Below are 25,823 nucleotides of genomic sequence, written 5' to 3'. Positions count from 1 at the left end.
TTCAGTATCCGGCGAGCAGTTCGATCTTCGAACCGTCGACGAAGCGCTCGATCCTGAATTCCCTGGGGTCCACGACGGGCTTGCGCCCGAGCACGAGATCGGCTGCGAGCCGGCCCGCGCCGGGGCCGATGCCGAAGCCATGGCCGGAAAAGCCCGTCGCGATGAAGAAGCCCGGAATTGCCGCCACGCCCGAAATGACGGGGATGGCGTCGGGCGTGGCGTCGATATAGCCGGCCCAGCGCTGCGCGACCTTTGCCGAGGCGAGAGCCGGGAAGGCCCTGCGCGCCGAGGCCATGGCCATGTCGGCCAGCTTGCGGCTGGGCTTGGGGTCGAGCACGCGGCAATATTCGAAGGGGCTCGGCTCGTCGAGATCCCAGCGACGGGGCATGCGCGCCTCGTCGAAGAAGCGCCAGCCGGCCCGCAGCATCAGCGAGCGCCACTCCGCGCGCAATGCCGGCACGAAGTCGCGCGCATAGCAGAAGGACGCCGGCACGATGTCGACGATGTTGCCGAGGCCCGAGGCGATGGTGTAGCCGCCGTCCTGCCGCTTGCGGATGGCGAAGTCGCCCGCCCACATCGCCTGTTCGGGGCCGGCATCGTGCGGCTCGGTGCGCAGGACCGAGTTCTTCACCTTCAATTGCGGCAGGTGGATGCCGGCATCGAGGCTGCGGGTGAACATCTCCGACCAGGCGCCGCCCGCCAGCACCACGGCGCCGCAGCGGATCGTGCCTCGCTCGGTCACGACCGCCGAGATCGCGCCGCCGGAGGTTTCGATGCCCCGCACGGCGCATTCCGTGAGGATATGGGCGCCGCATTCGCGGGCGCGCTCGGCAATCGCGGGGGCTGCCTTCTGCGGCTCGGCCCGGCCGTCGTCGGCGCAATAGAGCGCGGCCGGCGGGCGAAGGCGCGATTGCGGAAACATCGCCGCGAAGTCCGCGCCGGTGAGCATCCGGCAATCCACGCCGAGGCCATCGAGATGCTTCAGCCATTTCTCGTAGAAGGCCTGCTCGGCCCCGTTCTCGGCATTGAAGATGATCCCGGCCCGCGCATAGCCCGTGTCCCGCCCGGTCCGCGCATTCAGGCCCTGCCAGATGCGCTGGGCTTCCAGCACCAGCGGGATTTCCCGCGGGTCGCGCCGCGCCACGCGCACCCAGCCCCAGTTGCGGCTGGACTGTTCGTGGCCGATGCCGCCTTTTTCGCACAAGGCCACGCGCTGGCCTGCCTCGGCAAGCTCCAGCGCGGTCGAAACGCCGATGATGCCGCCGCCGATGACGACCACATCGACCTCCGCAGGCAGTTCGGTGTCGCCATGGACGGGTACGACGAAGGGACCGGGCATCAGAAGAATTCCTCGGCTTGGCAGTTGACGGCGAATTCGGCAACACTCGCCTCGTTGGGCAGGTCGATCAGCATGGAGACGATGCGGGCAAGGTCTTCGGGCTTCGTCATGGCCTCGGCCGGCCGGCCCGAGAGCGAAAGCCCCATATCGGTGGCGACGAAACCGGGGCAGACCGCGGTGGCGCGGATGCCGACGTCGAAACCCGCATGGCGAATGCCGTGCGCAAGCGCCACGGCCGCGAATTTCGACATGGAATAACTTCCCGAAAGGGCCGATTTCACGCGTTTTCCGGAGAGGGAGGCGACGATGACGACACGTCCCCGTCCACTGGCACGCAAATCCTGCCAGGCGGCCCGCACAAGCCGGCGGGGCGCGAAGGCATTGACCTCCATCATCGCAGCGACCTCGTCGTCCTCGGCTTCGATGACCGATTTCGGCACCATGATGCCCGCATTGGCGACGATGCAGCCGACCGGGCCGAAGCTCGCGCGGGTTTGTGCAAGCCATCGCGCCTCTTCATTGCCGGCCGCCGCATCGTAGGCGCAGGCAAGGACGCTCTCCGCCGGCAGCGACGACGCCCAGTCCGGCATCCTGCCTCCGCGCACGCCGAGGGAAACCTTCCAGCCTTCCGAAACGAGGCGGGACGCGACCGCCGCTCCGATGCCCCGGCTCGCGCCCGAGACCATCGCCACACCCTTGCTCATTCTCCCACCTCGCGCAGCCGGTTGAAGGCTTTCCGGAATATGTTCACGACGATGTCGTGCTCTTCCCGTGTCATCAGGCCGGCGAAGAACTCGTCGGAATGCGCGACGATGAGCGTCTCGACCTTGTTCGCAAGCGCGGCCCCTTCCGGGGTCACGAAAAGCTCCTGGGCGCGCTTGTCGTCCGCCGCGCTGCGACGGGTGACGAGTTTCGCGCGCCGCAGCTCATCAACGGTTTTGACGGTGATCGACTTGTCTATGCCGAGAAGGGTGGAGATCGTGGTCGGCCGGATGCCGGCGTGGCGGGCAATCAGCAGGAGCGAGGAGATCGTGCCCTTTCGCCCCGTAAAGCCAAGGGGCGCGAGCCGGTCGTCGAGATGCCGGCTGACGGCGATCTCAAAGACGCGGACATAGAAGCTCAGCAGGCCGTCGAGCACGCCCAGATCGACCTGGGCCGCCAGTTCCTGACTTTTGCGCGTGCTCATCGACGGCAACCCCGCTGCTTTCCATGCGTGGAATTTCGAGGTCAGGCTAGACATAATGGTTGAATTATTCAACTAATTTTTTCGAACGGCTTCAGCCGGGCCGGTGGAAGGCCTCAATGTCTGCGATGCCTCTGTGATGTCGACCATTCCCCGCGCGAATACCGATCCGCCGACGATCACGAGGCGGAGACGATCGCCGATGGCCGGAAGCGCGGCATGGACGGAATGCCCGCCGCTACCGCAGCACGTTGTCGCGCGGCAGGATCGGTTCGGGCAGGTCCGCATGCCCGAGGACCGATAGCATCTCCCGCTCCACGGTGCGCTGCATCGCCTCCAGCGGCAGGGCATTGGGGTCGAGGCCGAACGGGTCCTCCAGCTGGTGGCCGAGCGCTTCGAGACCGAAGAACGTATAGGCGACGAGAAGCACCGGAAGCAGCGTCCACCAGTCCAGCGAGCCGGCCAGCGCGAAGGGCAGCATCAGGCAGAAGACCAGCGCCGTTCGGTGGAGCAGCAATGAATAGGCGAAGGGAACGGGCGTCAGCGCGATGCGCTCGCATCCCCCCTGGACCTTTGCGAGCGCCGCGAGCTGCCCCTCCAGCACCGAATAGTGGATCTCGCCGATCCGATGCTCGCGCACCAGCGCGAGACAGTGCCGGCCGATGCCGTCGAGGACGTCGTTGGTGGGGTTGGGGCTTTGGTCATCGACGTCGGTATCATGCCAGCGGCGGATGGCGGCCGGCTCGTCCTCGCCGCGGAGCCGTGCGACGAGGCCCGCCGTGAAGGCGCACAGACGATGGAGGAGGAAGCGGCGGTCGTCATCGCCAAGAGCCGCCGTCTGCCGCGCAAAGGACCGGCAGGCGATGATGAGCTCGCCCCAGAGGATCCGGCCCTCCCACCAGCGCGCATAACACGCATTGTTGCGGAAGCTCATGAAGACGGAAAGCGCGATGCCGGTCAGCGTGAAGGGAATGGCGCTGATCCTCGCGAAGATCCCGGGATGTTCCCGCGCGGCGAAGATCGCGATGACCGAGAGGACCGTCATCGCCACGAGGTGCCAGGCGATCCTCGGCAAGATGGAGCCGTTGATCGCGAAAATGATGTCTTTGAAGCTCGGTTTTGAACGCAGGATCATTGGAGTGTCGGCAAGATGGGACAGCGCGGCGGCGTGCACGCCTCTTCCCCCTTAGCAGGATGCGTGCCAGCGGCGAGGGCTGAGCAAACTCAACGGCTTGGCTGTGGCAATTGCGCGGCTTTGGACAGTTTGTCCATGGTGGCTCGGACAAATTGTCTATTGATTTCAATAGTATAACATGGTTTACTTGATTTCTGTCGCATCCGGAGAGTGTCCGCCATGGCCGATGGAAAGCCGCAATACAAGACCTACAACCATCCGGCCGGTGGATGGGGCGCCGCTGCCGCGACCGCCAAGGTGCTGATGGAGCAGAGCGTCATCACCAAGGGGTCGCGCGCGCTCCTGGCGATGAACCAGCCGGGCGGCTTCAAGTGTCCGAGCTGCGCCTTTCCGGATGCCGATTGCAAGAAGACGCTGGAATTCTGCGAGAACGGCGCCAAGGCGCTCGCCTACGAGGCGACGAAGTTCCGCGTCACGCCGGAGTTCTTCCAGAAATACACCGTCACCGAATTGATGGCGCAGTCCGACTACTGGCTGGAGATGCAGGGGCGCCTTACCGAGCCGATGCGCTACGACGGGGCGAGCGACCGGTATGTGCCGTGCAGCTGGGACGAGGCCTTCACGATGATCGGGCGGCACCTCCGGGCATTGTCGAGCCCGCACGAGGCGGAGTTCTACACGTCCGGCCGCACGCCGAACGAGGCGGCCTTCCTCTATTCGATCTTCGTGCGCGCGTTCGGCACCAACAACTTCCCAGACTGTTCCAACATGTGCCACGAGCCGACGAGCCGCGGCCTGCCGCCGGCCATCGGCGTGGGCAAGGGCACGGTCGTGCTGGAGGATTTCGAGCATGCCGAGGCGATCTTCGTCATCGGCCAGAACACCGGCACCAATTCGCCGCGCATGATGACCAACCTGGTCGAGGCCCGCAAGCGCGGCGCGCCCATCGTCGCGGTCAATCCCATGCCGGAGCGCGCGCTGATCCGCTTCACCGAACCGCAGGACGTCGTGCAGATGGCGACCTTCGGCTCGACGCCGATCGCCAGCGAGTTCGTGCATATCAGGATCGGCGGGGACCTTGCCCTCATCAAGGGCATGATGAAGGTGATGTTCGAGCGCGAGGCGGCCGGCGAAAGGGTGCTCGATGCGGATTTCATCGCGAAGCACACGGTTGGCATCGAGGCGATCCGCGCGGACGCGCTGGCGCAGGACTGGGCCGAGATCGTCCGCGTCTCGAGGCTCGACGAGGCGCAGATCCGCCGGTGCGCGGAAATCTACATCCGTTCGCGCGCCACCATCATCTGCTACGGCATGGGCCTCACCCAGCACCAGCAGGGCTCGCGCCTTCTGCAGCAGGTGTCGAACCTGCTGCTCCTGCGCGGCAACTACGGCAAGCCGGGCGCCGGCATCGCGCCGATCCGCGGCCATTCCAATGTGCAGGGCGACCGCACCGTCGGCATCGACGAAAAGCCCTCGCAGGACTATCTGGACCGCGTGCGCGACGTCTTCGGCTTCGAGCCGCCGCGCGGGCACGGGCACCATACGGTCGAATCCGTCGAGGCGATGGAGAACGGCACGGCCAAGGTCTTCATCGGCATGGGCGGCAATTTCGTCCGGGCGATCCCGGATACGGACCGGTCCTACGCCGCCATGCGCAAGCTGGCGCTGACGGTGGGCATCGCCACCAAGCTCAATCGCGGCCATCTGGTGCACGGGCGCGATGCGCTGATCCTACCGGTCGTCGCCCGCTCGGAATGGATCCGCACGGCGGCGGGCGAGCAGTTCGTCACCATCGAGGACGCCATGGCGAACGTCACGGCCTCGCGCGGCGTCTTGACGCCGGCAAGCCCCCATGTGCTGCCGGAGGTCGAGATCGTCTGTCGCATGGCGATGGCCACGCTGCCGGACAGCAAGGTGCCCTGGGCAAGCTACATCGACAACTACGATCTCATCCGTGACAAGATCGCCGAGGTCTATCCCGAAATCTATGCGGGCTTTTCCGAGCGCATCAAGAATCCGAAGGGGTTCCACCTCGACATCCCGCCGCGCCGGCTCGTCTGGCCGACGGAGAACGGCAAGGCGAATTTCCTGCTGCTGCCGGGGCTGGAGGTGAACGATGTCGTCGACGATCCTGCCATGCTGCGGCTCGCCACGGTGCGCTCGCACGACCAGTTCAACACGACCATCTACAGCAACAACGACCGCTATCGCGGCGTCTACAACGACCGCATGGTGCTGTTCATGAACGCCGAGGACCTCGCGGAACGGGGCCTTGCCTCCGGCGCGCGGATCACGCTCGAAACCATCAGCACGGACGGCATGGCGCGGCGCGTCGACGGCCTGACGGCGCTCGACTATCCGATGCCCCGCGGGGCGGTCGCCGGCTACTATCCGGAACTCAACCCCTTGCTGCCGCTCGATTATTACGACCGGATCAGCGGCACGCCGGCGGCAAAGTCCATACCGGTGCGGGTGGTCGCCGGATAGAAGGCGGGTCTGAACGATTATCGAGATGCAGGGCACCGCCCGCCGCCCCGGCGGGCGAGGGCGGAGCCTTGCCGGAAAGAGAGGCAAGGGCAGTGTTCGATGGGCTCGATCCGGTGGTGCTGGCGCGCGCGCAATTCGCGTTCACCGTCTCCTTTCATTTCATCTTCCCGGCCTTTTCCATCGGCCTTGCCAGCTATCTCATGGTGCTGGAGGGCCTTTGGCTGAAGACCGGCAAGGGTGTCTACGCCAACCTCTACCGCTACTGGCTGAAGATTTTCGCCGTCGTCTTCGGCATGGGGGTCGTCTCCGGCGTGGTCATGTCCTACCAGTTCGGCACCAACTGGTCCGTCTTCTCGCACAAGGCGGGGCCGGTGATCGGGCCGCTGATGGCCTATGAGGTGATGACGGCCTTCTTCCTGGAGGCGGGCTTTCTCGGCGTCATGCTCTTCGGCATGAACAAGGTCGGCAAGGGCCTGCATTTCTTCGCGACATCGATGGTGGCCCTCGGCACGCTGATCTCGGCCACCTGGATCATCGCCGTCAACAGCTGGATGCAGACGCCGGCCGGCTTCGCCATCAACGACAAGGGCCAGTTCATTCCGGCGGGCTCGTGGTTCGATATCGTCTTCACGGCCAGCTTTCCGTTCCGCCTCGTCCACACGGTCATCGCCGCATACCTGACCACGGCCTTTGCGGTCGGTGCCGTCGGCGCCTGGCATCTGCTCAGGGATCGGGCCAATCCGGGGGCACGAAAAATGTTCTCGATGGCGATGTGGATGGCCGCGCTCGTCGCGCCGGTCCAGATCCTTGCCGGCGACGCGCACGGCCTCAACACGCTGGAGCACCAGCCTGTCAAGGTGCTGGCGATGGAAGGCGATTATCGCCCGAGCCCGAATGGCGCGCCGCTCATCCTCTTCGGCTGGCCCGACAGCGAGGCCGCGGACGTGCGCTATGAGGTGTCGATCCCCCATCTCGGATCGCTCATCCTCAAGCACGATCCGTTCGCGCCGCTGCCGGGCCTCACGGATTTCCCGCGTGACCAGTGGCCGCCGGTGCCGATCGTCTTCTGGTCGTTCCGGTTGATGGTGGGCCTCGGCTTCGCCATGCTGGGCATCGGCCTGTGGAGCCTTTTCGCGCGCTACCGCCGGCAGCTCTACGACTGGCCGTGGCTGCACCGCGCCGCCGTCCTCATGGGGCCGTCCGGCTTCGTCGCGGTCATCGCCGGCTGGGTGACGACGGAGGTCGGCCGCCAGCCCTTCACCGTCTACGGCCTGTTGCGCACGGCCGAATCCCATTCGCCGCTCGCTGCGCCCGCCGTCGCCGTTTCGCTGATCGCCTTCGTGATCGTCTATTTCGCCGCCTTCGGCGCAGGCACCTACTATCTCCTGCGCCTGATGGCCAAACCGCCGGAGCCGGGCGAGAGCGAACCGCAGAAGGTGCCGCAGCGCGCAGCGGGCATCACGCCCGCTTCGGGTGTCGCCGCCCGCACGGTGGGCAGGGAGTAAGCGCCATGGAAAGCCTCGACCTCACGCTCGTCTGGGCGGGCATCATCGGTTTTGCCGTCATGGCCTATGTGGTCATGGACGGCTTCGACCTCGGCATCGGCATCCTGTTTCCCACGTTCCAGGTGGGCGAGGAGCGTGACCAGGCGATGAATTCCATCGCGCCGGTCTGGGACGGCAACGAGACCTGGCTGGTGATGGGCGGCGGCGGGCTCTTCGCGGCCTTTCCGCTCGCCTATGCCATCGTGCTGCCGGCGACCTATCCGCTGATCATCGCCATGCTGCTCGGCCTGATCTTCCGTGGCGTCGCCTTCGAATTCCGCTGGCGTGATCCGCGCCACCGCCCGGTCTGGGATGTCGCCTTCAGCCTCGGCTCGGTCGTCGCGGCTCTTGCGCAGGGCATGACGCTCGGCGCCATCCTCCAGGGGATAACGGTGGAGAACGACGCCTATGCCGGTGGCTGGCTGGACTGGCTGAGCCCGTTCAGCGTGCTGACCGGCCTTGCCGTGGTTGCCGGCTATGCGCTGCTGGGCGCCACCTGGCTGGTCTGGAAGACGGAGGGGTCGAGCCTTCGCCATGCGCAGACGATGGCGTGGAGGCTCGGCATCATGACGCTGGTTGCGCTTGCCGCCGTCAGCGCCGCCACGCCCTACCTCCACTACGAATACTGGCGGCGCTGGTTCGAGATGCCGGGCGTGTTGCTGACCGCGCAGGTGCCGCTGCTTGTCGTCATCACCGCGGCCACCCTCTTCTGGAGCCTTCGAAGCGGGCATGAGCGGCTTCCCTTCCTGATGGCGCTGGCGCTCTTCCTGCTTGGTTTCGTCGGGCTCGGCATCAGCCTCTACCCCTATGTCGTGCCGCCGGCCGTGACGATCCGCGATGCGGCCGCGCCGACGGAAAGCCTGCGCTTCATGCTGGGCGGCGCGCTTGTCATCATCCCTCTGATCCTGACCTATACCGGTTGGGCCTACTGGGTGTTCCGCGGTAAGGTCGGCACCCACGGATATCACTGATGCCGACCGTGCGGCAGGTCGGCTGGATGCTGTTGATCTGGCTGTCGAGCGTCGCCGTGCTCCGCCTCGTCGCCGCAATCCTGCGGTTCTGGCTACGGGCCTGACGGCCGGCGGCAGAGGAGGAACGGATTTGAACGCAGCACTTTCCGATCCGCGCCCGCCGGCACCGCATGCCGCCCATGCCTCGGTCTATGCGGCACTGGCCGGCAATGTGGCCGTGGCCGTCACCAAGCTCGTCGCCGCCGTGCTCACGGGCAGCGCGGCGATGTTCGGCGAGCCGGCATCCGGCCGGTAGCCATCAACGATGAAGAGCGAGGAGAAGATCATGAGCAAACCCGCAACTCCGAACGACGTGGAAACGGAGACACCCCGCGACGAACCCGGCGAAGCCGCCGTCGAGGCCGCCGTGCGGCTGGAAGCGGAGGTCGCCGACCTCAAGGACCGCCTGCTGCGGGCGCTCGCGGAGACGGAGAACCTGCGCCGCCGCGCCGAGCGCGATGTCAGCGATGCGCGGCAATATGCCGTCAGCAAGTTCGCGGCCGACCTCGTCGGCGTCGCCGACAATCTGGAGCGGGCGCTGGCCAGCGTGCCGGCGGAGGCAAGGCGAGGCTCGGCCGTGCTGAAGACGCTTGCCGATGGCGTCGCGCTGACCGGCAAGGACCTGATGCAGGTTTTCGAGAAACACGGCATTCGCCGGATCGAACCGCTCGGCGAGCGGTTCGATCCCCACCTCCATGAGGCCCTGTTCGAGGTGGCCGATCCCTCGGTGCCGAGCGGCACCGTCAGCACGGTCGTCTCGCCGGGCTATGCCATCGGCTCGCGCCCGTTGCGGGCCGCGAAGGTGGGGGTCGCGCGGGGGCGGTCCGGCGGCGGCGGGTGGCGGCTAGGCATTTCGGGCAAAGTGCGAGGCAGCCTTGGACGATGATCAGGACAGGGCGGTGGAAGCGGCCGCCTACAGGTCGAGCGGCGACGGTTTCGCGCGGAGAGTCGATGCGGGCGAAAAGAGGTTCGGCCAGGATGCGAAAGCCGGCATTGCCGAGCAGAACCCGTTCGGTTCCGGCAGGCTCGGCTTGCGAGCGCAGGATGGTCTGCGCCTCCCTGAGCCCCATCTTGGCTGTGCATGGCGCTGCCGCGCGCCACTTTCCGAGCATCGTCATCTGCTGTCCTTGCTGTCTGCCATGCCGGAAGGTCACCGCACACGGCCCTCCCGGCGAACGGACTGCAACAAACGTGCCATGCGGCCGCGATTGCGAAATCAACGGTTTGTGCGTCGAGGCGGTCCCCACGCCGACAGATTGTCCCGCGAAAGGCGGACAGCTTGTCTGCGATGGTGGCCTTCCTTCTCTTAAATGATTGAATTTTCGCGGCTTGCGAACTGGCATGGGCATTGCTGAGAAAACGGATGGCGACGGCATCCGCCGACCGGAAGAGCAACAGCAAGGAGGAGTTCGCAATGGCAAAGGTCATCGGTATCGATCTGGGGACAACCAATTCCTGCGTGGCGGTCATGGACGGTAAGGCGGCGCGTATCATCGAGAATTCGGAAGGCGCGCGCACGACCCCGTCGATCGTCGCCTTCACCAGCGACGGGGAGCGGCTCGTCGGGCAGCCGGCCCGCCGGCAGGCCGTGACCAATCCAACGAACACGATCTTCGCCGTCAAGCGCCTGATCGGCCGGCGCTATGACGATCCGACCGTGACCAAGGACCAGGGGCTGGTGCCCTACAAGATCGTCAAGGCGGGCAATGGCGATGCCTGGGTGGAGGCGGAAGGCAAGCCCTACTCGCCCTCGCAGATCTCGGCGATGATCCTGCAGAAGATGAAGGAGACCGCGGAAGCCAATCTCGGCGAGGCGGTGACGCAGGCGGTCATCACGGTTCCCGCCTATTTCAACGACGCCCAGCGCCAGGCGACCAAGGATGCGGGGAAGATCGCGGGCCTGGAGGTGCTGCGCATCATCAACGAGCCGACGGCCGCCGCGCTCGCCTATGGCCTCGAGAAGAAGAAGCAGGCCAAGATCGCCGTCTACGACCTCGGCGGCGGCACCTTCGACATTTCCATCCTCGACATCGGCGACGGGGTCTTCGAGGTCAAGTCCACCAATGGCGATACCTTCCTCGGCGGCGAGGATTTCGACATGCGCTTGGTCGAGTACATCGCCGACGAATTCAGGAAGGACCAGGGCATCGACCTCCGCAAGGACAAGCTCGCCCTCCAGCGCCTGAAGGAAGCGGCGGAAAAGGCGAAGATCGAGCTGTCCTCCTCCACGCAGACCGAGGTCAACCTGCCGTTCATCACCGCGGACGCGTCGGGGCCGAAGCACCTTCAGGTGAAGATCACCCGCTCGAAATTCGAAGCGCTGGTGGAGGACCTCGTGCAGCGGACCATCGAGCCCTGCCTCAATGCGCTGAAGGACGCGGGCCTCGACGCCAAGGATGTCGCCGAGGTGGTGCTGGTCGGCGGCATGACGCGTATGCCGAAGATCCAGGAGACCGTGCAGAAGATCTTCGGCAAGGAACCGCACAAGGGCGTCAACCCGGACGAGGTGGTCGCTGTCGGCGCGGCCATCCAGGCGGGCGTGCTCCAGGGCGATGTCAAGGATGTGCTGCTGCTCGACGTGACGCCGCTCTCGCTCGGCCTCGAAACGCTCGGCGGCGTCTTCACCCGTCTCATCGAGCGCAACACCACGGTGCCGGCGAAGAAGAGCCAGACCTTCTCCACCGCCGAGGACAACCAGAGCGCCGTGACGATCCGTGTCTTCCAGGGCGAGCGCGAGATGGCGGCCGACAACAAGATGCTCGGCCAGTTCGACCTGATGGGCATCGCGCCCGCCCCGCGCGGCGTGCCGCAGATCGAGGTGACCTTCGACATCGACGCCAACGGTATCGTCAACGTTTCGGCGAAGGACAAGGGCACCGGCAAGGAGCAGCGCATCCAGATCCAGGCCTCCGGCGGCCTTTCCGAGGCGGATATCGAGCGCATGGTCAAGGATGCCGAGACGCATGCGGCCGAGGATCGCAAGCGCAAGGAGGTCGTCGAGGCGCGGAACGTCGCCGAAGCCGTGCTGCATACGGCCGAAAAGGCGCTTGCCGAAGAGGGGACGGCCGCCGCCCCTGCGGATCGCCAGGCGGTCGAAGCCGCGGCGGTGGCCGTGCGCGATGCGCTGGGCGGCGAGGATGCGGCCGCGATCCGCGAGAAGGCGGAGGCCTTGCAGGAGAAGGTCTCGGCGCTCGCCCAGTTTTCCGCGTCCGCCGGTGCGGCGTCGTCGGCCCCGGCGGAGGACGGCGTCGTCGATGCGGAGTTCAGCGAGGTTCCCGACGACGAGCGCAAATGAGGATGATGGGGGAAATTCGGCGGCGGGGCAGTCTGCCTCGTTGCCGGAAGCCCGCCATGGCCTAATTATGATCGACACAACCCGCATTTGGAGCCGGTCGTGACAAGTCCCTATGATGTTCTCGGCGTTTTGCCCGGCGCGACGGCGGCCGAGATCCAGAGTGCGTATCGCAAGCTTGCCAAGAAGCTGCACCCGGACCTCAATCCGGGCGACAAGGCGGCGGAAGACAAGTTCAAGGAGGTCGCCGCGGCCTATGACCTCTTGGGCGATGCGGACAAGCGCAAGCGCTTCGACGCGGGCGAGATCGACGCCGCCGGCGCCGAGCGCCCGCCGCGCCAGGGCTATTACCGCGACTATGCCGGCGGGCCGGCGGACCATCCCTATGCGGATGCCTCGGCCTATGCCGACTTCATGGACGGCGACGACATCTTCGCCGACCTCCTGCGCCGCAGCCAGAAGGGGCGGGCGAACCGGCGCGGCGCGGACCTGCACTACCGGCTGGAGATCGCCTTCGCCGATTCCATCGCCGGGGCGACGCGGCGCATCACGCTGCCGGACGGCGGCACGCTGGACGTGAAGATCCCGCCGGGCCTGGTCAGCGGCCAGGTGATCCGGCTGAAGGGCAAGGGGGCGCCGGGCGGCGGCGGGGCGGGCGATGCGCTGATCGAGGTGGAGGTGCTGGCCGATCCGCGCTTCACGCGGGAGGGCGACGACATCACGCTCGAGCTGCCGGTCTCGCTGGGCGAGGCGGTTCTGGGCGGCCGGGTGCGGGTTCCGACGGCCACGGGCGCGGTGACGATGACGGTTCCGAAGGGCTCGAACACGGGCACGACGCTGCGGCTGAAGGGCAAGGGGGCGCCGCGCCGGGGCGGGGGCTTCGGCGACCAGCTGGTGCGTCTGAAGGTGGTTCTGCCGAGCCCGCCGGACCCGGCGCTGGAGGCCTTCGTGGCCGGCTGGGCGAAGGGGCAGGCGTTCAATCCGCGTGAGGAGGCGTGATCATGGCGATGAGCAAGGAGGCGTTCCTGGAGAGCGCCGGGCTGAAGGGGCAGGTTGTGGACGTGTGGATCGCGCAGGAATGGCTGGTGCCCGAGCAGACGCCGTCGGGCCCGCGGTTCCGGGAGATCGACATCGCCCGGGCACGTCTGATCCTGGAGCTGCGCGCGGGCCTCGGCGCGAACGATGCCGGCATCGACGTCATCCTGCACCTGATGGACCAGCTGCACGGCATGCGCCAGGCGCTCGACGCCCTGCGAAGGCACGTCGGCGAGACCGGGGACTGACGGCGGAAACGGAAAGGACGGGACGATGGGGCAGAACAGAAGCGCGGCGGAGCCGCCCGGCCTTGCGGAGTTCGGGCCATGGCTGGCCCAGGCCGCGATCCTCATCGTCGACGACGAGCCCGGCATCTGCAACTTCCTGATCAAGACGCTGCGGCCGCGCTGCCGGCTGATCGATGTCGCCGCCAATACGGTGGAGGCGTCCCGCAAGCTCGACGAGCAGAATTTCGACGTCGTGATCATGGACAACATCATGCCCGGCCAGACCGGTCTCGAATGGCTGGCCGAGCAGCGCGCCATCGGCTTCTTCGCCGATGTCATCCTGATGACGGCCTATGCCGACCTCGACACGGCCATCGATGCGCTGCGGGCCGGCGTGGTGGATTTCATCCTGAAGCCTTTCCGCTCGAACCAGCTGCTCAACGCCATTGCCCGCTGCCTGGACCGCAAGCGGCTGCAGCGCGAGAACGACGTGCTGCGCCACGAACTGACCTCGCCGTCGCACCAGCTTCTCCTGCGCAACAAGCTTCTCGGCGGGTCCAAGGCCATCCAGCACATCCGGGAGACGATTGCCCGTATCGCGCCGCTGCCGACATCCGTTCTCCTGACCGGCCAGTCGGGCACCGGCAAGGAGGTGGCGGCGCGCTCGCTGCATATGCTGTCCGACCGGGCCGACAAGCTCTTCGTGCCGATCAACTGCGGCGCGATTCCGGCGGACATGATCGAGAGCGAACTGTTCGGCCACCTCAAGGGCGCCTTCACGGGCGCCAGCCGCAGCCGTGAAGGCCTGATGCTGCATGCGCATGGCGGCACGGTGTTTCTCGACGAGGTCGGGGAGCTGCCCCTGCCGCTGCAGACCAAGCTGCTGCGCGTCCTCGAAGACCGGCGCGTGCGGCCGGTCGGCTCGGAGCGGGAGGTTCCCTTCGATGCCCGCTTCATCTTCGCCACCAACGCCGATCTCGCCAAGCGCGTGGAGGCAGGCACCTTCCGGGCGGACCTCTATTTCCGCATCAATGTCATCCAGATCCATCTTCCGCCCCTGCGCGACCGGGGCGAGGACGTACTGGAACTGGCGGACATGTTCATGCGGGAACTCTCCCAGCAGCTCGGCATGCCGCCCGTTCGCATCGACGAAAAGGCGGAAGCCGCGATGCTCCGCTACGACTGGCCCGGCAATATTCGCGAGCTGCGCAACCTGATCGAGCGCAGCGTCATCCTCGGCGGCTTTCCCGCCAGCATCGGGCCTGTCGCGGCCGATGACGACCAGCCGCGCAGCGAGAACCTTGCCGACATGGAGCGGCGGCATATCCTTGCCGTGCTGCGGGAGGCGCGGGGCGACCGGGAGGAGGCGGCCCGGCGCCTCGGCATTTCGCGCAAGACCATCGATCGAAAATATGCAAGCTGGTATGGCTGAGGCGAGCGAAAAATCAGGCTTCTTCCGGCGGTCGGTGCGCTACCGCCTGCTGGCGATCGCGCTGGTTCCGATGCTGGTCGTCCTGCCGGTCCTGCTCGCCATCGGCATCGACCGGTGGAACGATCGTTTCGACGCGGTGACGATCGCGAAGGTGAACGACGACCTGACGATCGCACGCCAATATCTTTCCCGTATTCTGGAAAACACCGAAAACAGGCTGGTCGCCATCGGAGAATCCGAGCGCTTCCGCCAGCTGCTGCGCGCCGGGAACGAGTCGGACCGGGCGTTTCCGGTCTATCTCGAGGCGACCGCGCAGCGCGGCGGGTTCGATTTCTTGTATGTGGTTGCCGACGATGGCGAGATCCTTGCCGGCGACAAGGCGGCGACGCCCGCAACGCTGCGCTGGGACTGGCCCGTGGTGGTTTCGGCGCTTGCCGGCCGGTCGAGGACGGCGATCGACGTGTTCGCCGGTTCGGAGCTTTCGGCGCTCTCCCCGCAACTGGCGGAGAGGGCGCGCGTCGAGATCGTGCCCGTGGTGCGTGACGGCGCGCCGGGCGGCCTCGTCGAGACGCGCGGGCTCGTTCTCCAATCGGCCGCCACGCTGCTTTTGCCGGACGGGCGGCGCGCCGCGCTCGTCGGCGGCATCCTGCTCAACCGCAACCTCGGTTTCGTCGATGCGATCAACGATCTCATCTATCACGGTTCCACGCAGCCCGACGGCACGCAGGGCACCGCCACGCTCTTTCTCGACGATATACGCGTCAGCACGAATGTACGCCTGTTCGGTGATCGGCGCGCCATCGGCACCCGCGTTTCCGAAGAGGTGCGCAGCACGGTGCTGGACCAGGGCAAGACCTGGCTCGACAGTGCCTTCGTCGTCAACGACTGGTATGTGTCGGCCTATGAGCCGATCGTGGACAGCTACGGCCGCCGGGTGGGCATGCTCTACGCTGGCTTCGTCGAGGCGCCCTTCGCCAAGGTGAAACACGAGACATGGCTGACGATGGGCGTCGCTTTCCTGCCTGCCGTCCTCGCCACGGTGCCGCTCTTCCTCATCTGGGCCCGCACCATCTTCAGGCCGCTCGAACGCATGAAGGAGACCATCGCGCGGGTCGAGGACGGGGACCTTGCGGCGCGGACCGGGGCGGTCGAAAACCGCGACGAGATCGGTCTCGTGGCGAGCGAGCTGGACAGGCTCCTCGACGGCATCCAGACGCGTGACGCGGAGCTTCGCCTGTGGAACGACGAGCTCAGCCAACGGGCGGAGCAGCGGGCGCTCGAACTGCGCGATACCGCCGCGCGCCTGGAGACGACGACGCGCCAGCTCGTCATGTCGGAGAAGCTCGCCGCCATCGGCGAGATCACGGCCGGCGTCGCCCACGAGATCAACAACCCGATCGCCGTCATGCAGGGCAACCTCGAAATCATCCGTGACATGATGGGGCCGGGCGCCGAGGAGGCGAAGACGGAGTTTCGCCTGATCAACCAGCAGATGAACCGCATCACCGAGATCGTCACCAAGCTCTTGCAATTCGCCAAGCCGCAGGAATATGCCGGCTTCACCGAGGACTATGCCCCCGCCGATGTCATTTCCGACACTCTGCCGCTGGTGCAGCACCTCCTGAAGAAGACGATGATCACCGTCGAGCGCGAGGACCGCGCGCTGCGCCTGATCCGGATGAGCCGGACGGAGCTTCAGCAGGTTCTCGTCAACCTGATCGTCAATGCCATCCATGCCATGCCGCGGGGCGGGCGCCTTGGACTGCGCACCGTCGATGCCGCGCATGGCGGCGTGGACGGCGTCGAGATCGAGGTGAGCGATACCGGCGCGGGCATGACGCCGGACGTGATGGGCAGGATCTTCGATCCCTTCTTCACCACCAAATCCCGGGAAGGCACCGGCCTCGGCCTTTCGATCAGCCAGATGCTGATGTCGCAGCACGGCGGCAAGATCACGGTCCGCAGCCAGCCCGGCGAAGGCACGACCTTCAAGGTCTGGCTGCCGGCGACAGAGGATGATTTCTGACGGGAATGCCGGACAGAATGTCCGCGGGCTTTTCGACACTCTGTCTTGAGCGGCTGCCAATCTGCAGCGCAAGCCCTTGATTTCTCTCGTCATGAAGACTGGCATGCCCGTTGCAATTCCTTTCCCGAGGCAGGACGGCGGCAGGCCGGCCCCATGGGAGAGGTGATCGATGGACGTCGAGAAATTTACCGATCGCGCGCGCGGCTTCATTCAGTCGGCACAGTCGCTGGCCACGCGCGAGGGCAACCAGCAATTCACCAGCCTGCATCTGCTCAAGGTTCTTCTGGACGACGAGGAGGGGCTGGTCTCGGGCCTCGTCGAACGGGCCGGCGGCAGCGCGCGCGCCCTTCTTGCGGTGACGGAGACGGAGCTGGCGAAGCTGCCGAAGGTCACGGGCGGCTCGGGCCAGGTCTATCTGGCCTCGGAGGCCGCCCGGCTGCTGTCCGCGGCGGAAAAGCTGGCACAGAAGGCCGGCGACAGCTTCGTCACGGTCGAGCGCCTGTTCCAGGCCATGCTGGAGGACAGGCAGAGCGACGCAGGCAAGCTTCTGGAACGCAGCGGGCTCGACGCGGCGCTCCTCGCCGCCGCCATCGACAAGCTGCGCAAGGGCCGCACCGCCGACAATGCCTCGGCCGAAAACGCCTATGACGCGCTGAAGAAATATGCCCGTGACCTCACGCGCGCCGCCCGCGACGGCAAGCTCGACCCGGTGATCGGCCGCGACGAGGAAATCCGCCGCACCATCCAGGTCCTCTCCCGCCGCACGAAGAACAACCCGGTTCTGATCGGCGAGCCGGGCGTCGGCAAGACGGCCATCGTGGAAGGGCTGGCGCTGCGCATCGTCAACGGTGACGTGCCGGAAAGCCTCAAGGACAAGGCCCTGATGGCGCTCGACATGGGGGCCTTGATCGCCGGCGCGAAATATCGCGGCGAGTTCGAGGAGCGCCTGAAGGCCGTGCTGCAGGAGGTGACCTCCGCGGCCGGCGGCATCATCCTTTTCATCGACGAGATGCATACCCTGATCGGTGCCGGCAAGACGGACGGCGCGATGGACGCCTCCAACCTCCTGAAGCCGGCGCTGGCGCGTGGCGAGCTGCATTGCGTGGGGGCGACGACGCTCGACGAATATCGCAAGCATGTGGAGAAGGATCCGGCGCTCGCCCGCCGTTTCCAGCCGGTCTTCGTGCCCGAGCCAACGGTGGAGGACACGATCTCCATCCTGCGCGGCCTCAAGGAGAAATACGAGCTGCACCACGGCGTGCGCATCGCCGATTCCGCCCTCGTCGCCGCCGCCGCGCTCTCCAACCGCTACATCACCGACCGCTTCCTGCCGGACAAGGCCATCGACCTGATGGACGAGGCGGCGGCGCGGCTGAAGATGCAGGTCGATTCCAAGCCGGACGAGCTGGATTCCCTCGACCGCGAGATCATCCGCGCCAAGATCGAGCAGGAGGCCTTGAAGAAGGAGCACGACGCAGGTTCGAAAAGCCGGCTGAAGGCGCTGGACACGGAACTGGCGGACATGGAGCGCCGCTCGGCCGATCTCACCTCGAAATGGCAGGCGGAAAAGGGCAAGCTGTCCGACGCCCAGAGATTGAAGGGCGAGCTCGAGAACCTGCGCACGGAACTCGCCAACGCCCAGCGCAAGGGCGAATTCCAGCGGGCGGGGGAGCTTGCCTACAGCACGATCCCGGAGATCGAAAAGAAGCTCGCGGCCATCGAGGAGGGCGAACATTCCTCCGCCGGTGAAACGGTGACCGCCGACAATATCGCCGAGGTGGTCTCGCGCTGGACGGGCGTGCCGGTCGACCGGATGCTGGAGGGCGAGAGGGAAAAGCTGCTGCACATGGAAGAGACGCTGCGCAGGCGCGTCGTCGGGCAGGCGCAGGCGGTACGTGCCGTCTCCACCGCCGTGCGCCGGTCGCGCGCCGGCCTCCAGGATCCGAACCGGCCGATCGGATCCTTCATGTTCCTCGGCCCGACGGGCGTCGGCAAGACCGAGCTTGCCAAGGCGCTCGCGGCCTTCCTCTTCGACGACGACACCGCGATGCTGCGCATCGACATGTCGGAATTCATGGAGAAACACTCCGTCGCAAGGCTGATCGGCGCGCCACCCGGCTATGTCGGCTATGACGAAGGCGGCGTGCTGACGGAGGCCGTTCGCCGCCGTCCCTATCAGGTCATCCTCTTCGACGAGATCGAGAAGGCCCATCCCGACACGTTCAACATCCTGCTCCAGGTGCTGGATGACGGCCGGCTGACCGACGGGCAGGGCAGGACGGTCGATTTCCGCAACACGCTCATCATCATGACCTCCAACATCGGCGCGGAATTCCTCCTCAACCAGCCGGAGGGGGAAAAGACCAGCGCCGTGCGCGATGAGGTCATGACGATGGTCCGGGCGCATTTCCGGCCGGAGTTCCTGAACCGCATCGATGCCGTGATCCTCTTTCACCGTCTGCAGAAGAGCGACATGGGCAAGATCGTCGACATCCAGTTCGCGCGCCTCGCCCGCATGCTGGAAGAGCGCAAGATCGCGGTCACCCTCGATGACGCCGGCCGCGACTGGCTGGCGGAAAAGGGCTGGGATCCGGCCTACGGCGCCCGTCCCTTGAAACGGGCGATCCAACGCTATGTACAAGATCCGTTGGCGGAAATGATCCTCGCCGGCGAGGTGCGCGACGGAACGAGCGTTCGCGTTTCCGCCGCCGATGGCGATATCACCTTCAATGGCAGGAAGCCTGAATTCGTCGATGAAGACGAATTCGACATGGTCTGAACATCATCCGAAAGGGAGAAATGGCATGAGCGACAAGGTTCGGGAAAACATGGAAGTCATTGGCGCCGACGGCGTGCATGTGGGCACGGTCGACCGCGTGGAAGGCAACCGCATCAAGCTGAAGAAGAGCGACAGTTTCGGCCATCACGAAGGCCACCACCACTACATCGAGATGGGCTTCGTGGCCGGCGTCGAGGGCGACAAGGTGCGCCTGTCGGCCAATGCCAATATCGCCGTGACGCTGGAAGAGGAAAAATCCGGCCGTCCGGTCGACCTCTGACCAGCTCCGGGGCGGCTTTCCTCCGGCCGCCCCGTTTTCTCCAGCACAGGGCGCCCTCATGGAAAACTACGATCTCTACCTGAATCCTCAAAAGCCGGCGATCGGCCTTTATGTGCGCACCGGCGCCGGCCTGCCCGACATTGCCGATGCGAAGGACTGGATTTTCGATGGCACGGTGGAAAAAGACTCGCTACCTTCCGATGTGGTGAAGGCGGTCGAGGCAAACGGACACGCCTTCCGCGACATGGATTGAGCCGGCTTTCCAGCCGGCTTCGTCTCTTCCCGCCATTGCCGAACAGGTTGCCCATGAATGCAGTCCTCCCTTCCGTCGTCCCGCAGCCGGTCGCGGCGCGGCTGACGCGCGCAGCCATCTTTCTGGTCGTCACGCTCGGGTCCGGCCGGGAGGCCGAGACTGCGGTTCGAGCGCTCTGCGCCGATCTGTCCGGCCTTTTGCGGGCGGTTGGTTTCCGCGATCTGGAGGGCGGGCTCTCCTGCGTCTTCGGCATCGGCTCGGATGCCTGGGACCGGCTGTTCGGCGCGCCGCGCCCGAAGGAGCTGCATCCCTTCCGCGAAATCCGCGGCCAGCACCATGCGGTCGCCACGCCCGGCGATCTTCTGTTCCACATCCGCGCCGCGCGCATGGATCTCTGTTTCGAGCTGGCGAGCCAGATCATGAGCCGCCTGACCGGCTTCGTTTCGACGGAAGACGAGGTGCACGGCTTCAACTATTTTGACGACCGCGACCTGATCGGCTTCGTCGACGGCACGGAAAACCCGGTCGACGGCGCTGCCGTGGCGGCCACGATCATCGGCGACGAGGACCCGGATTTTGCCGGCGGCAGCTATGTGATCGTGCAGAAATACCTGCATGACCTCGCCGCCTGGAACCGTGTGCCCGTTTGCGAACAGGAGAGGATCATCGGCCGGGAAAAGCTTTCTGACATCGAACTCTCCGATGCCGCCAAGCCGAGTTACGCGCACAACGCGCTCACCACGATCGAGGAGAATGGCGAGCAGCTGGAGATCCTCCGCGACAACATGCCGTTCGGCAGCGTCGGCAAGGGCGAGTTCGGCACCTATTTCATCGGCTATGCGCGCTCGCCGCGGCGGATCGAGATGATGCTGGAGAACATGTTCATCGGCCGTCCGCCGGGCAATTACGACCGGCTGCTCGATTTCAGCCGCGCGGTCACCGGCACGCTGTTCTTCATTCCCTCCGCCTCCTTCCTCGACGCGGTCCTGCCCGATGGCGTTGCGGCGCCCGCGGCGGCTGCGCCGGCGGCGGCGGACCCGCCACCCTCGCGCCGCGGCGACGGATCGCTCGGCATCGGCTCTCTCCGGAAAGGGGCTTCTCATGAATAACCTGCACCGTGCACTTGCACCCGTCTCCGAGGCCGCCTGGGCGGAAATCGAGGAAGAGGCGGCGCGCACGCTCAAGCGCCACCTCGCCGCCCGCCGGGTGGTCGACATGGTCGGCCCCTCAGGCTCCGGCCTTTCGGCGGTCGGCACGGGCCATGTGATGCCGATCGCGCCGCCTGCCGAAGGCGTGCAGTCGGTGAAACGCGAGGTCAAGGCGCTGGTCGAGCTTCGCGTGCCCTTCCAGCTTTCGCGCAGCGCCATCGACGACGTGGAGCGCGGCGCGCTCGACAGCGACTGGTCGCCGGTCAAGGAGGCGATGCGCACGATCGCCTTTGCCGAGGACCGCGCCGTGTTCGACGGCTATGCCGCCGCCGGCATCAAGGGTATCCGCGCGGCCGCGAGCAATCCCGCCGTGCCGCTGCCGGCCGGCGTGAAGCGCTATTCCGATGCGGTGGCGCGGGCGGTCGGCCAGCTTCGCCTTGCCGGCGTGCAGGGGCCGTATGCGCTGGTGCTCGGCAGCGACGCCTATATCGCCGCGAGCGGCGGCAGCGACGATGGCTATCCGGTCTTCCACCATATCGAGCGGATCGTCGACGGCGGGATCGTCTGGGCGCCGGCCATCGAAGGCGGCCTCGTCCTGTCGCTGCGCGGCGGCGATTTCGAGCTGACCGTCGGGCAGGATTTCTCCATCGGCTATCTCGGCCATTCGGCCACGACCGTCGACCTCTATGTGCAGGAAAGCCTGATCTTCCGCACGCTGACGACCGAAGCGGCGGTGGCGCTGGTGCCGGAGTGAGGCGGAACGGCAGGAAAGGAGGACGGAGTGAGCAGGCGATTTGCAGTCGGTGACCATGTCACCTGGAATTCGGAGGCCGGCCGGGTGTCGGGCACCATCATCGCCGTCCATACCGAAGACTTCGACTACAAGGGCCACACCCACCGGGCATCGCCCGATGATCCGCAATATGAGATCAAGAGCGACAAGACCGACCACATCGCCGCACACAAGGGCGGCGCTCTCAGTCTCGTCGAGGGCGAATGGAGCACGTCATGACCCTCGTGACGACCCGTCAACTGACGCAGGACATCCAGGCGAAAGCCGGTCTGCTGACCGACCGCGCCGGCCTGGTGCCCCAATCGGCGGACCAGCCGATGGATGCCGGCGACCTCCTGGTCTATCTTTCCGGGACGTCCATGCCCATGGCGGCTTTTCTGAGGGCGCACGGTCTTTTCGCCGACGGGGAGGGGCTGCATTTCGATCCCGCGCAGTTCGCCGAGACCCGTGAGACCGCCGAGACGGTGATCCGCGAATACGAGGCCGGCAACCGGCAAGGCGCGTGGAAACGCTTCGACCTTTCCGAAGACGAGGACGCCGCCGGCAACGGCACCTATCTTCTCATCGTGCTCGCCGCGCTCGATCTTCTCTATGGGCATGCCCCTTGAGGGATGGGCCGGCCATCCCTCACGCCGGCCTGTCGGGGCCATCCCGCTGCCCGTCTCGTGCGATATCGGCGCTGCGGTGGGAGAAAAAGGCGCCGAACATGCCGGCCACGGTCGCGACCACGGTGATCGCATAGATATCGATCAGCAGGCACAGCACCTTTCCGGGCACGGTGACGGGGTTTGCCATGGCGGAGGAGAGCGTCGTCAACTGCGAGGTGGTGAAGAACAACGCATCCCAGAAGGTATGGATGTCCGTTTGCGAATGGTTTCTCTCCAGAAGGAAAAGAAGGCCGCTCGCGACGATGTCGACGAGGAAGGTCAGCGCGAGGGCGGCGCTCAGCCTGTCGCGCAGGTGGGAGTGCGGGATGCTGCTGGCGCGGACCAGCGCCCGGATATCGTCAACGATACGACGCAATGCGCGCATGGGTGGTCTCGCCTTTCCCAGGGGTTTTCGGGATGGTACGGGATCGGTGAAGGGAATGCGACGGGTGGAGGCGCAATATGGTGTTCATGGCCGTGCACATTCTCGTTGTCGCGGTTGCTGCCGCGCATATCCTCTTGCGTCCGCACCGGCAGCCGGAATCGCGCGCCGCCTGGCTCGTCCTCGTCCTGACGCTGCCCTATCTCGGCGCGCTGGCTTATCTTCTCGTCGGGCGGACGAATGTCGGGCGCAAGCGTGTGGAACGGCTGAAGGCGGCGTTCCTTGGCCTGCCGCGGCCACAGGATGCGCCGGGCTGGCATGCTGCGCCGCGGACGCCGGACAGGCACGAGGCGCTCTTCGCCGTCGGCCGGTCGATCAGCGGCTACCTGCCGGTAGGCGGCAACAGTGCCCGCCTGATGGAGGACTCGAACGCCGCCATCGATGCGATGGTCGCGGATATCGACGCGGCGAGCGACCATGTCCATCTCCTGTTCTACATCTGGCTTGCCGACCGCAACGGCACGAAGGTGGCGGAGGCGGTGCAGCGTGCCGCGCGGCGCGGGGTTGCCTGCCGGGTCCTCGTCGACGATCTGGGTTCGCGCGATCTCGTGCGGGGCCCGCTCTGGCGGGACATGGCGGCGGCGGGGGCGGATGTCCGCCGGGCGCTGGTGATCGGCAACCCGCTCCTGCGCGCGCTTACCGGCCGCATCGATCTGCGCAACCACCGCAAGATCGCGGTCATCGACAACCGCATCACCTATTGCGGGAGCCAGAACTGCGCCGATCCCGAGTTCCTGCCCAAGAGGAAATTCGCCCCCTGGGTCGATGTGCTGATGCGGTTCGAGGGTCCGGTGGTGCGGCAGAACCAGCATCTCTTCGCCAGTGACTGGATGGGCAACGGCGGTGGCGATATCAGTGATCTCCTGCGCCGGCCGATGGAAGCGGTGAAGCCCGGTTTCACCGCGCAGGTGATCGCCACCGGCCCCACCTTCCGCAACTCGGCCATGCCGGAAATGTTCGAGACCCTCATCTATGCGGCGAAGCGCTCGCTGTTTATCACGACGCCCTACTATGTGCCGGACGCGGCGATGCAGGCGGCGCTCTGCGCCTGCGCCAACCGGGGTGTCGACACCACCCTCGTTTTCCCCGCGCGCAACGACGACTTCGCCGTGGCGGCGGCAAGCCGCAGCTATTATTCCGACCTTCTCCATGCGGGGGTGAAGATCTTCGAATACGAAGCCGGGCTGCTTCACGCCAAGACGCTGACCATGGACGGGGAAATCACGCTGATCGGTTCGGCCAACATGGACCGGCGCAGCTTCGACCTCAACTACGAGAACAACGTCCTCGTCGAGGACGCGGACCTGACGGCGACGCTGCGTGCCCGGCAGGAGACCTATCTCACGCAATGCCTGCGGATCCTGCCGGAGGAGGTCGGCTCCTGGGGCATCGGGCGGCGCCTGTGGAACAATGCCCTCGCGATCGTCGGGCCGCTACTGTAGCCGTGATCCCCCGCCATGAATAACGTTCCTTCTCCCCCTGCCGTCGGCTTGCGCGGGCGGCTCCATCCTGGGCGAGCATGACGTCGAGGCGATGCGGCTTCGGCTGTAAATGTTCTGGCCGCGATCACGCCTATTGATTATCGGGCAAAACCTGCATAATTTGCTTAGCATGTTAAATATGCTGGTGTGGCGCGGCCGCTTTCAGCATGAAATCAGGCATTCGTCTGCTCGAGGAGGAGCAGGCGGGGAGGCCGGATCCAAGGAGGAGAGAATGGAATTCACCAGGCGAACGTTCATGGCGACCGCGGGGATTGCGCTTGCCGCCCCGGCTGTCCTGAAGTCCACCATCGCACGCGCTCAGGAGGCCGTCACGCTCAGGCTGCACCACTTCCTGCCGCCGGCCGCCAATGTCCACCAGCACCTGCTGATGCCCTGGGCCAAGACGCTGGCCGACGAGAGCGACGGCAAGCTCACGGTCGAGATCTTCCCGGCCATGCAGCTCGGCGGAAAGCCGCCGCAGCTCTATGACCAGGCGGTCAACGGCGTCGTCGACATCGTCTGGACCCTGCCGGGCAACACGCCCGGCCGGTTCCCCTCGACAGAGGTCTTCGAACTGCCGTTCGTCGCCGCGCAGAAGGCGTCGGTCAACGCGCCGGCCTGCGAGGAATATTCCCAGGCCCATGTCGTTCCGGGGGTGACGGATACCAAGATCCTCTGCTTCTGGGCCCATGACCACGGCCTGATCCACAGCAACACGGAAATCAGGACGAAGGAAGACCTTGCCGGACTGAAGCTGCGCAACCCGACCCGCCTGGCCGGCGAAGCGCTTGGCGCGCTCGGCGCAACACCGGTCGGTATGCCGATCCCGCAGATTCCGGACGCGCTGGCGCAGCGCGCCATCGACGGCTGCGTCGTGCCGTGGGAGGTTGTGCCCTCGCTCAAGATCGACGAGTTGACCTCGTATCATCTGGAAATACCGGGCACGCCGACGCTCTATACCGCGACCTTCTTCCTGGCGATGAACAGGGCGCGGTACGAGGGCCTTGCCCCCGAACTGCGCGAGATCCTGGACCGCAACAGCGGCCTTGCCTTCGCAAACGCCGCCGGTGAAATGTGGGACAGGGTTGGCGCCGAGGTTCGCGCCAAGGTCGAGGCCGGCGGCAAGAACAAGGTCACCACGATCAGCGAGGAGGAAAAGGCGCGCTGGCTCGAAGCCACGGCGCCGGTTCGCGACACGTGGGTCGCCGACATGAAGGCGAAGGGGCTCGACGGCGAGGCGCTTCTCAAGGCTGCGCAGGACGCGATCCAGAAATACGCCAAGGCCTGACC

24 protein-coding genes are annotated in these 25,823 nt (G+C 66.1%); 19 read left to right on the top strand and 5 right to left on the bottom strand.

Going from position 1 to position 25,823, the window contains the following annotated elements; translation table 11 throughout:
* Position 1 precedes the first annotated feature (1 nt).
* From AABQ55_RS19720 to AABQ55_RS19705, 4 genes are all read right to left on the bottom strand, one after another.
* Positions 2-1,339: an NAD(P)/FAD-dependent oxidoreductase gene (locus tag AABQ55_RS19720; protein ID WP_272806236.1), complete on the bottom strand. Its 1,338-nt coding sequence runs from the start codon at positions 1,337-1,339 to the stop codon at positions 2-4.
* Complete coding sequence (locus AABQ55_RS19715; RefSeq protein WP_272806235.1) at positions 1,339-2,043, bottom strand: SDR family NAD(P)-dependent oxidoreductase; 705 nt, start codon at positions 2,041-2,043, stop codon at positions 1,339-1,341. Before AABQ55_RS19715 ends, AABQ55_RS19720 begins: the two co-directional genes overlap by 1 nt.
* The gene (locus AABQ55_RS19710; protein WP_272806234.1) at positions 2,040-2,525 is read right to left on the bottom strand and encodes a MarR family winged helix-turn-helix transcriptional regulator; all 486 of its coding nucleotides are present in this window, start codon (positions 2,523-2,525) and stop codon (positions 2,040-2,042) included. The genes AABQ55_RS19715 and AABQ55_RS19710 overlap by 4 nt, the downstream gene beginning before the upstream one ends.
* A gap of 235 nt (positions 2,526-2,760) precedes the next feature.
* Positions 2,761-3,657 carry a bestrophin family protein gene (locus tag AABQ55_RS19705; protein ID WP_272806233.1) on the bottom strand — a complete coding sequence of 299 codons (897 nt, stop codon included), beginning with the start codon at positions 3,655-3,657 and terminating at the stop codon, positions 2,761-2,763.
* Positions 3,658-3,876: 219 nt separating this feature from the next.
* On the opposite strand from AABQ55_RS19705, the gene AABQ55_RS19700 reads away from it, so the two are divergent.
* The 17 genes from AABQ55_RS19700 to AABQ55_RS19620 all read left to right on the top strand — a co-directional run bounded on the left by AABQ55_RS19700 (position 3,877) and on the right by AABQ55_RS19620 (position 22,571).
* Entirely contained in the window at positions 3,877-6,144 is a 2,268-nt protein-coding gene (locus tag AABQ55_RS19700) for an FdhF/YdeP family oxidoreductase (protein WP_272806232.1), read from the top strand.
* 92 nt (positions 6,145-6,236) lie between these two features.
* Positions 6,237-7,649: a cytochrome ubiquinol oxidase subunit I gene (locus tag AABQ55_RS19695; protein ID WP_245082148.1), complete on the top strand. Its 1,413-nt coding sequence runs from the start codon at positions 6,237-6,239 to the stop codon at positions 7,647-7,649.
* Between the two features lie 5 nt (positions 7,650-7,654).
* On the top strand, positions 7,655-8,659 hold the full coding sequence (cydB, locus tag AABQ55_RS19690; RefSeq protein ID WP_272806231.1) for a cytochrome d ubiquinol oxidase subunit II: 1,005 nt from the start codon (positions 7,655-7,657) through the stop codon (positions 8,657-8,659).
* Positions 8,660-8,789: 130 nt separating this feature from the next.
* Positions 8,790-8,954: a hypothetical protein gene (locus tag AABQ55_RS19685; RefSeq protein ID WP_272806230.1), complete on the top strand. Its 165-nt coding sequence runs from the start codon at positions 8,790-8,792 to the stop codon at positions 8,952-8,954.
* A 30-nt stretch (positions 8,955-8,984) separates the two neighbouring features.
* The gene (gene grpE / locus AABQ55_RS19680) at positions 8,985-9,584 is read left to right on the top strand and encodes a nucleotide exchange factor GrpE (RefSeq protein WP_272806229.1); all 600 of its coding nucleotides are present in this window, start codon (positions 8,985-8,987) and stop codon (positions 9,582-9,584) included.
* Between the two features lie 528 nt (positions 9,585-10,112).
* A complete protein-coding gene (dnaK, locus tag AABQ55_RS19675; RefSeq protein WP_272806228.1) occupies positions 10,113-11,993 on the top strand; it encodes a molecular chaperone DnaK in 1,881 nt (626 codons plus the stop codon).
* 99 nt (positions 11,994-12,092) lie between these two features.
* Positions 12,093-12,989: a J domain-containing protein gene (locus AABQ55_RS19670; RefSeq protein WP_272806227.1), complete on the top strand. Its 897-nt coding sequence runs from the start codon at positions 12,093-12,095 to the stop codon at positions 12,987-12,989.
* A 2-nt stretch (positions 12,990-12,991) separates the two neighbouring features.
* A complete protein-coding gene (locus AABQ55_RS19665; RefSeq protein ID WP_272806226.1) occupies positions 12,992-13,273 on the top strand; it encodes a chaperone modulator CbpM in 282 nt (93 codons plus the stop codon).
* 25 nt (positions 13,274-13,298) lie between these two features.
* Positions 13,299-14,684, top strand: a complete 1,386-nt coding sequence (locus AABQ55_RS19660) for a sigma-54-dependent transcriptional regulator (RefSeq protein WP_272806225.1) — start codon at positions 13,299-13,301, stop codon at positions 14,682-14,684.
* Positions 14,677-16,710 carry a sensor histidine kinase gene (locus AABQ55_RS19655; RefSeq protein WP_272806224.1) on the top strand — a complete coding sequence of 678 codons (2,034 nt, stop codon included), beginning with the start codon at positions 14,677-14,679 and terminating at the stop codon, positions 16,708-16,710. Before AABQ55_RS19660 ends, AABQ55_RS19655 begins: the two co-directional genes overlap by 8 nt.
* A 169-nt stretch (positions 16,711-16,879) precedes the next feature.
* Complete coding sequence (gene clpB, locus AABQ55_RS19650; RefSeq protein ID WP_272806223.1) at positions 16,880-19,489, top strand: ATP-dependent chaperone ClpB; 2,610 nt, start codon at positions 16,880-16,882, stop codon at positions 19,487-19,489.
* Between the two features lie 25 nt (positions 19,490-19,514).
* Complete coding sequence (locus AABQ55_RS19645; protein WP_245082102.1) at positions 19,515-19,769, top strand: DUF2171 domain-containing protein; 255 nt, start codon at positions 19,515-19,517, stop codon at positions 19,767-19,769.
* 58 nt (positions 19,770-19,827) lie between these two features.
* Positions 19,828-20,022, top strand: a complete 195-nt coding sequence (locus tag AABQ55_RS19640) for a hypothetical protein (RefSeq protein WP_272806222.1) — start codon at positions 19,828-19,830, stop codon at positions 20,020-20,022.
* Positions 20,023-20,075: 53 nt separating this feature from the next.
* Positions 20,076-21,131 carry a Dyp-type peroxidase gene (locus AABQ55_RS19635; RefSeq protein WP_272806221.1) on the top strand — a complete coding sequence of 352 codons (1,056 nt, stop codon included), beginning with the start codon at positions 20,076-20,078 and terminating at the stop codon, positions 21,129-21,131.
* Positions 21,124-21,924, top strand: coding sequence for a family 1 encapsulin nanocompartment shell protein (locus tag AABQ55_RS19630; RefSeq protein WP_272806220.1), 801 nt, complete (start codon positions 21,124-21,126; stop codon positions 21,922-21,924). The genes AABQ55_RS19635 and AABQ55_RS19630 overlap by 8 nt, the downstream gene beginning before the upstream one ends.
* 27 nt (positions 21,925-21,951) lie before the next feature.
* Positions 21,952-22,182 (top strand): hypervirulence associated TUDOR domain-containing protein, encoded by a 231-nt coding sequence (locus AABQ55_RS19625; RefSeq protein WP_272806219.1) that lies wholly within the window; start codon positions 21,952-21,954, stop codon positions 22,180-22,182.
* On the top strand, positions 22,179-22,571 hold the full coding sequence (locus AABQ55_RS19620) for a hypothetical protein (RefSeq protein ID WP_272806218.1): 393 nt from the start codon (positions 22,179-22,181) through the stop codon (positions 22,569-22,571). The genes AABQ55_RS19625 and AABQ55_RS19620 overlap by 4 nt, the downstream gene beginning before the upstream one ends.
* 19 nt (positions 22,572-22,590) lie before the next feature.
* Here the strand turns inward: AABQ55_RS19620 and AABQ55_RS19615 are convergent, their stop codons facing one another.
* Complete coding sequence (locus AABQ55_RS19615) at positions 22,591-22,995, bottom strand: hypothetical protein (protein WP_245082087.1); 405 nt, start codon at positions 22,993-22,995, stop codon at positions 22,591-22,593.
* A 77-nt stretch (positions 22,996-23,072) separates the two neighbouring features.
* On the opposite strand from AABQ55_RS19615, the gene cls reads away from it, so the two are divergent.
* Positions 23,073-24,494, top strand: coding sequence for a cardiolipin synthase (cls, locus tag AABQ55_RS19610; RefSeq protein WP_272806217.1), 1,422 nt, complete (start codon positions 23,073-23,075; stop codon positions 24,492-24,494).
* Between the two features lie 271 nt (positions 24,495-24,765).
* Positions 24,766-25,821: a TRAP transporter substrate-binding protein gene (locus AABQ55_RS19605; RefSeq protein ID WP_272806216.1), complete on the top strand. Its 1,056-nt coding sequence runs from the start codon at positions 24,766-24,768 to the stop codon at positions 25,819-25,821.
* Positions 25,822-25,823: the final 2 nt, after the last annotated feature.

It is taken from the genome of Shinella sp. WSD5-1 (assembly GCF_963942435.1).
GTDB lineage: Bacteria > Pseudomonadota > Alphaproteobacteria > Rhizobiales > Rhizobiaceae > Shinella > Shinella yambaruensis.
Note: the sequence above shows the minus strand (reverse complement) of the source record. Positions and strands in the feature narration are given on the sequence as shown.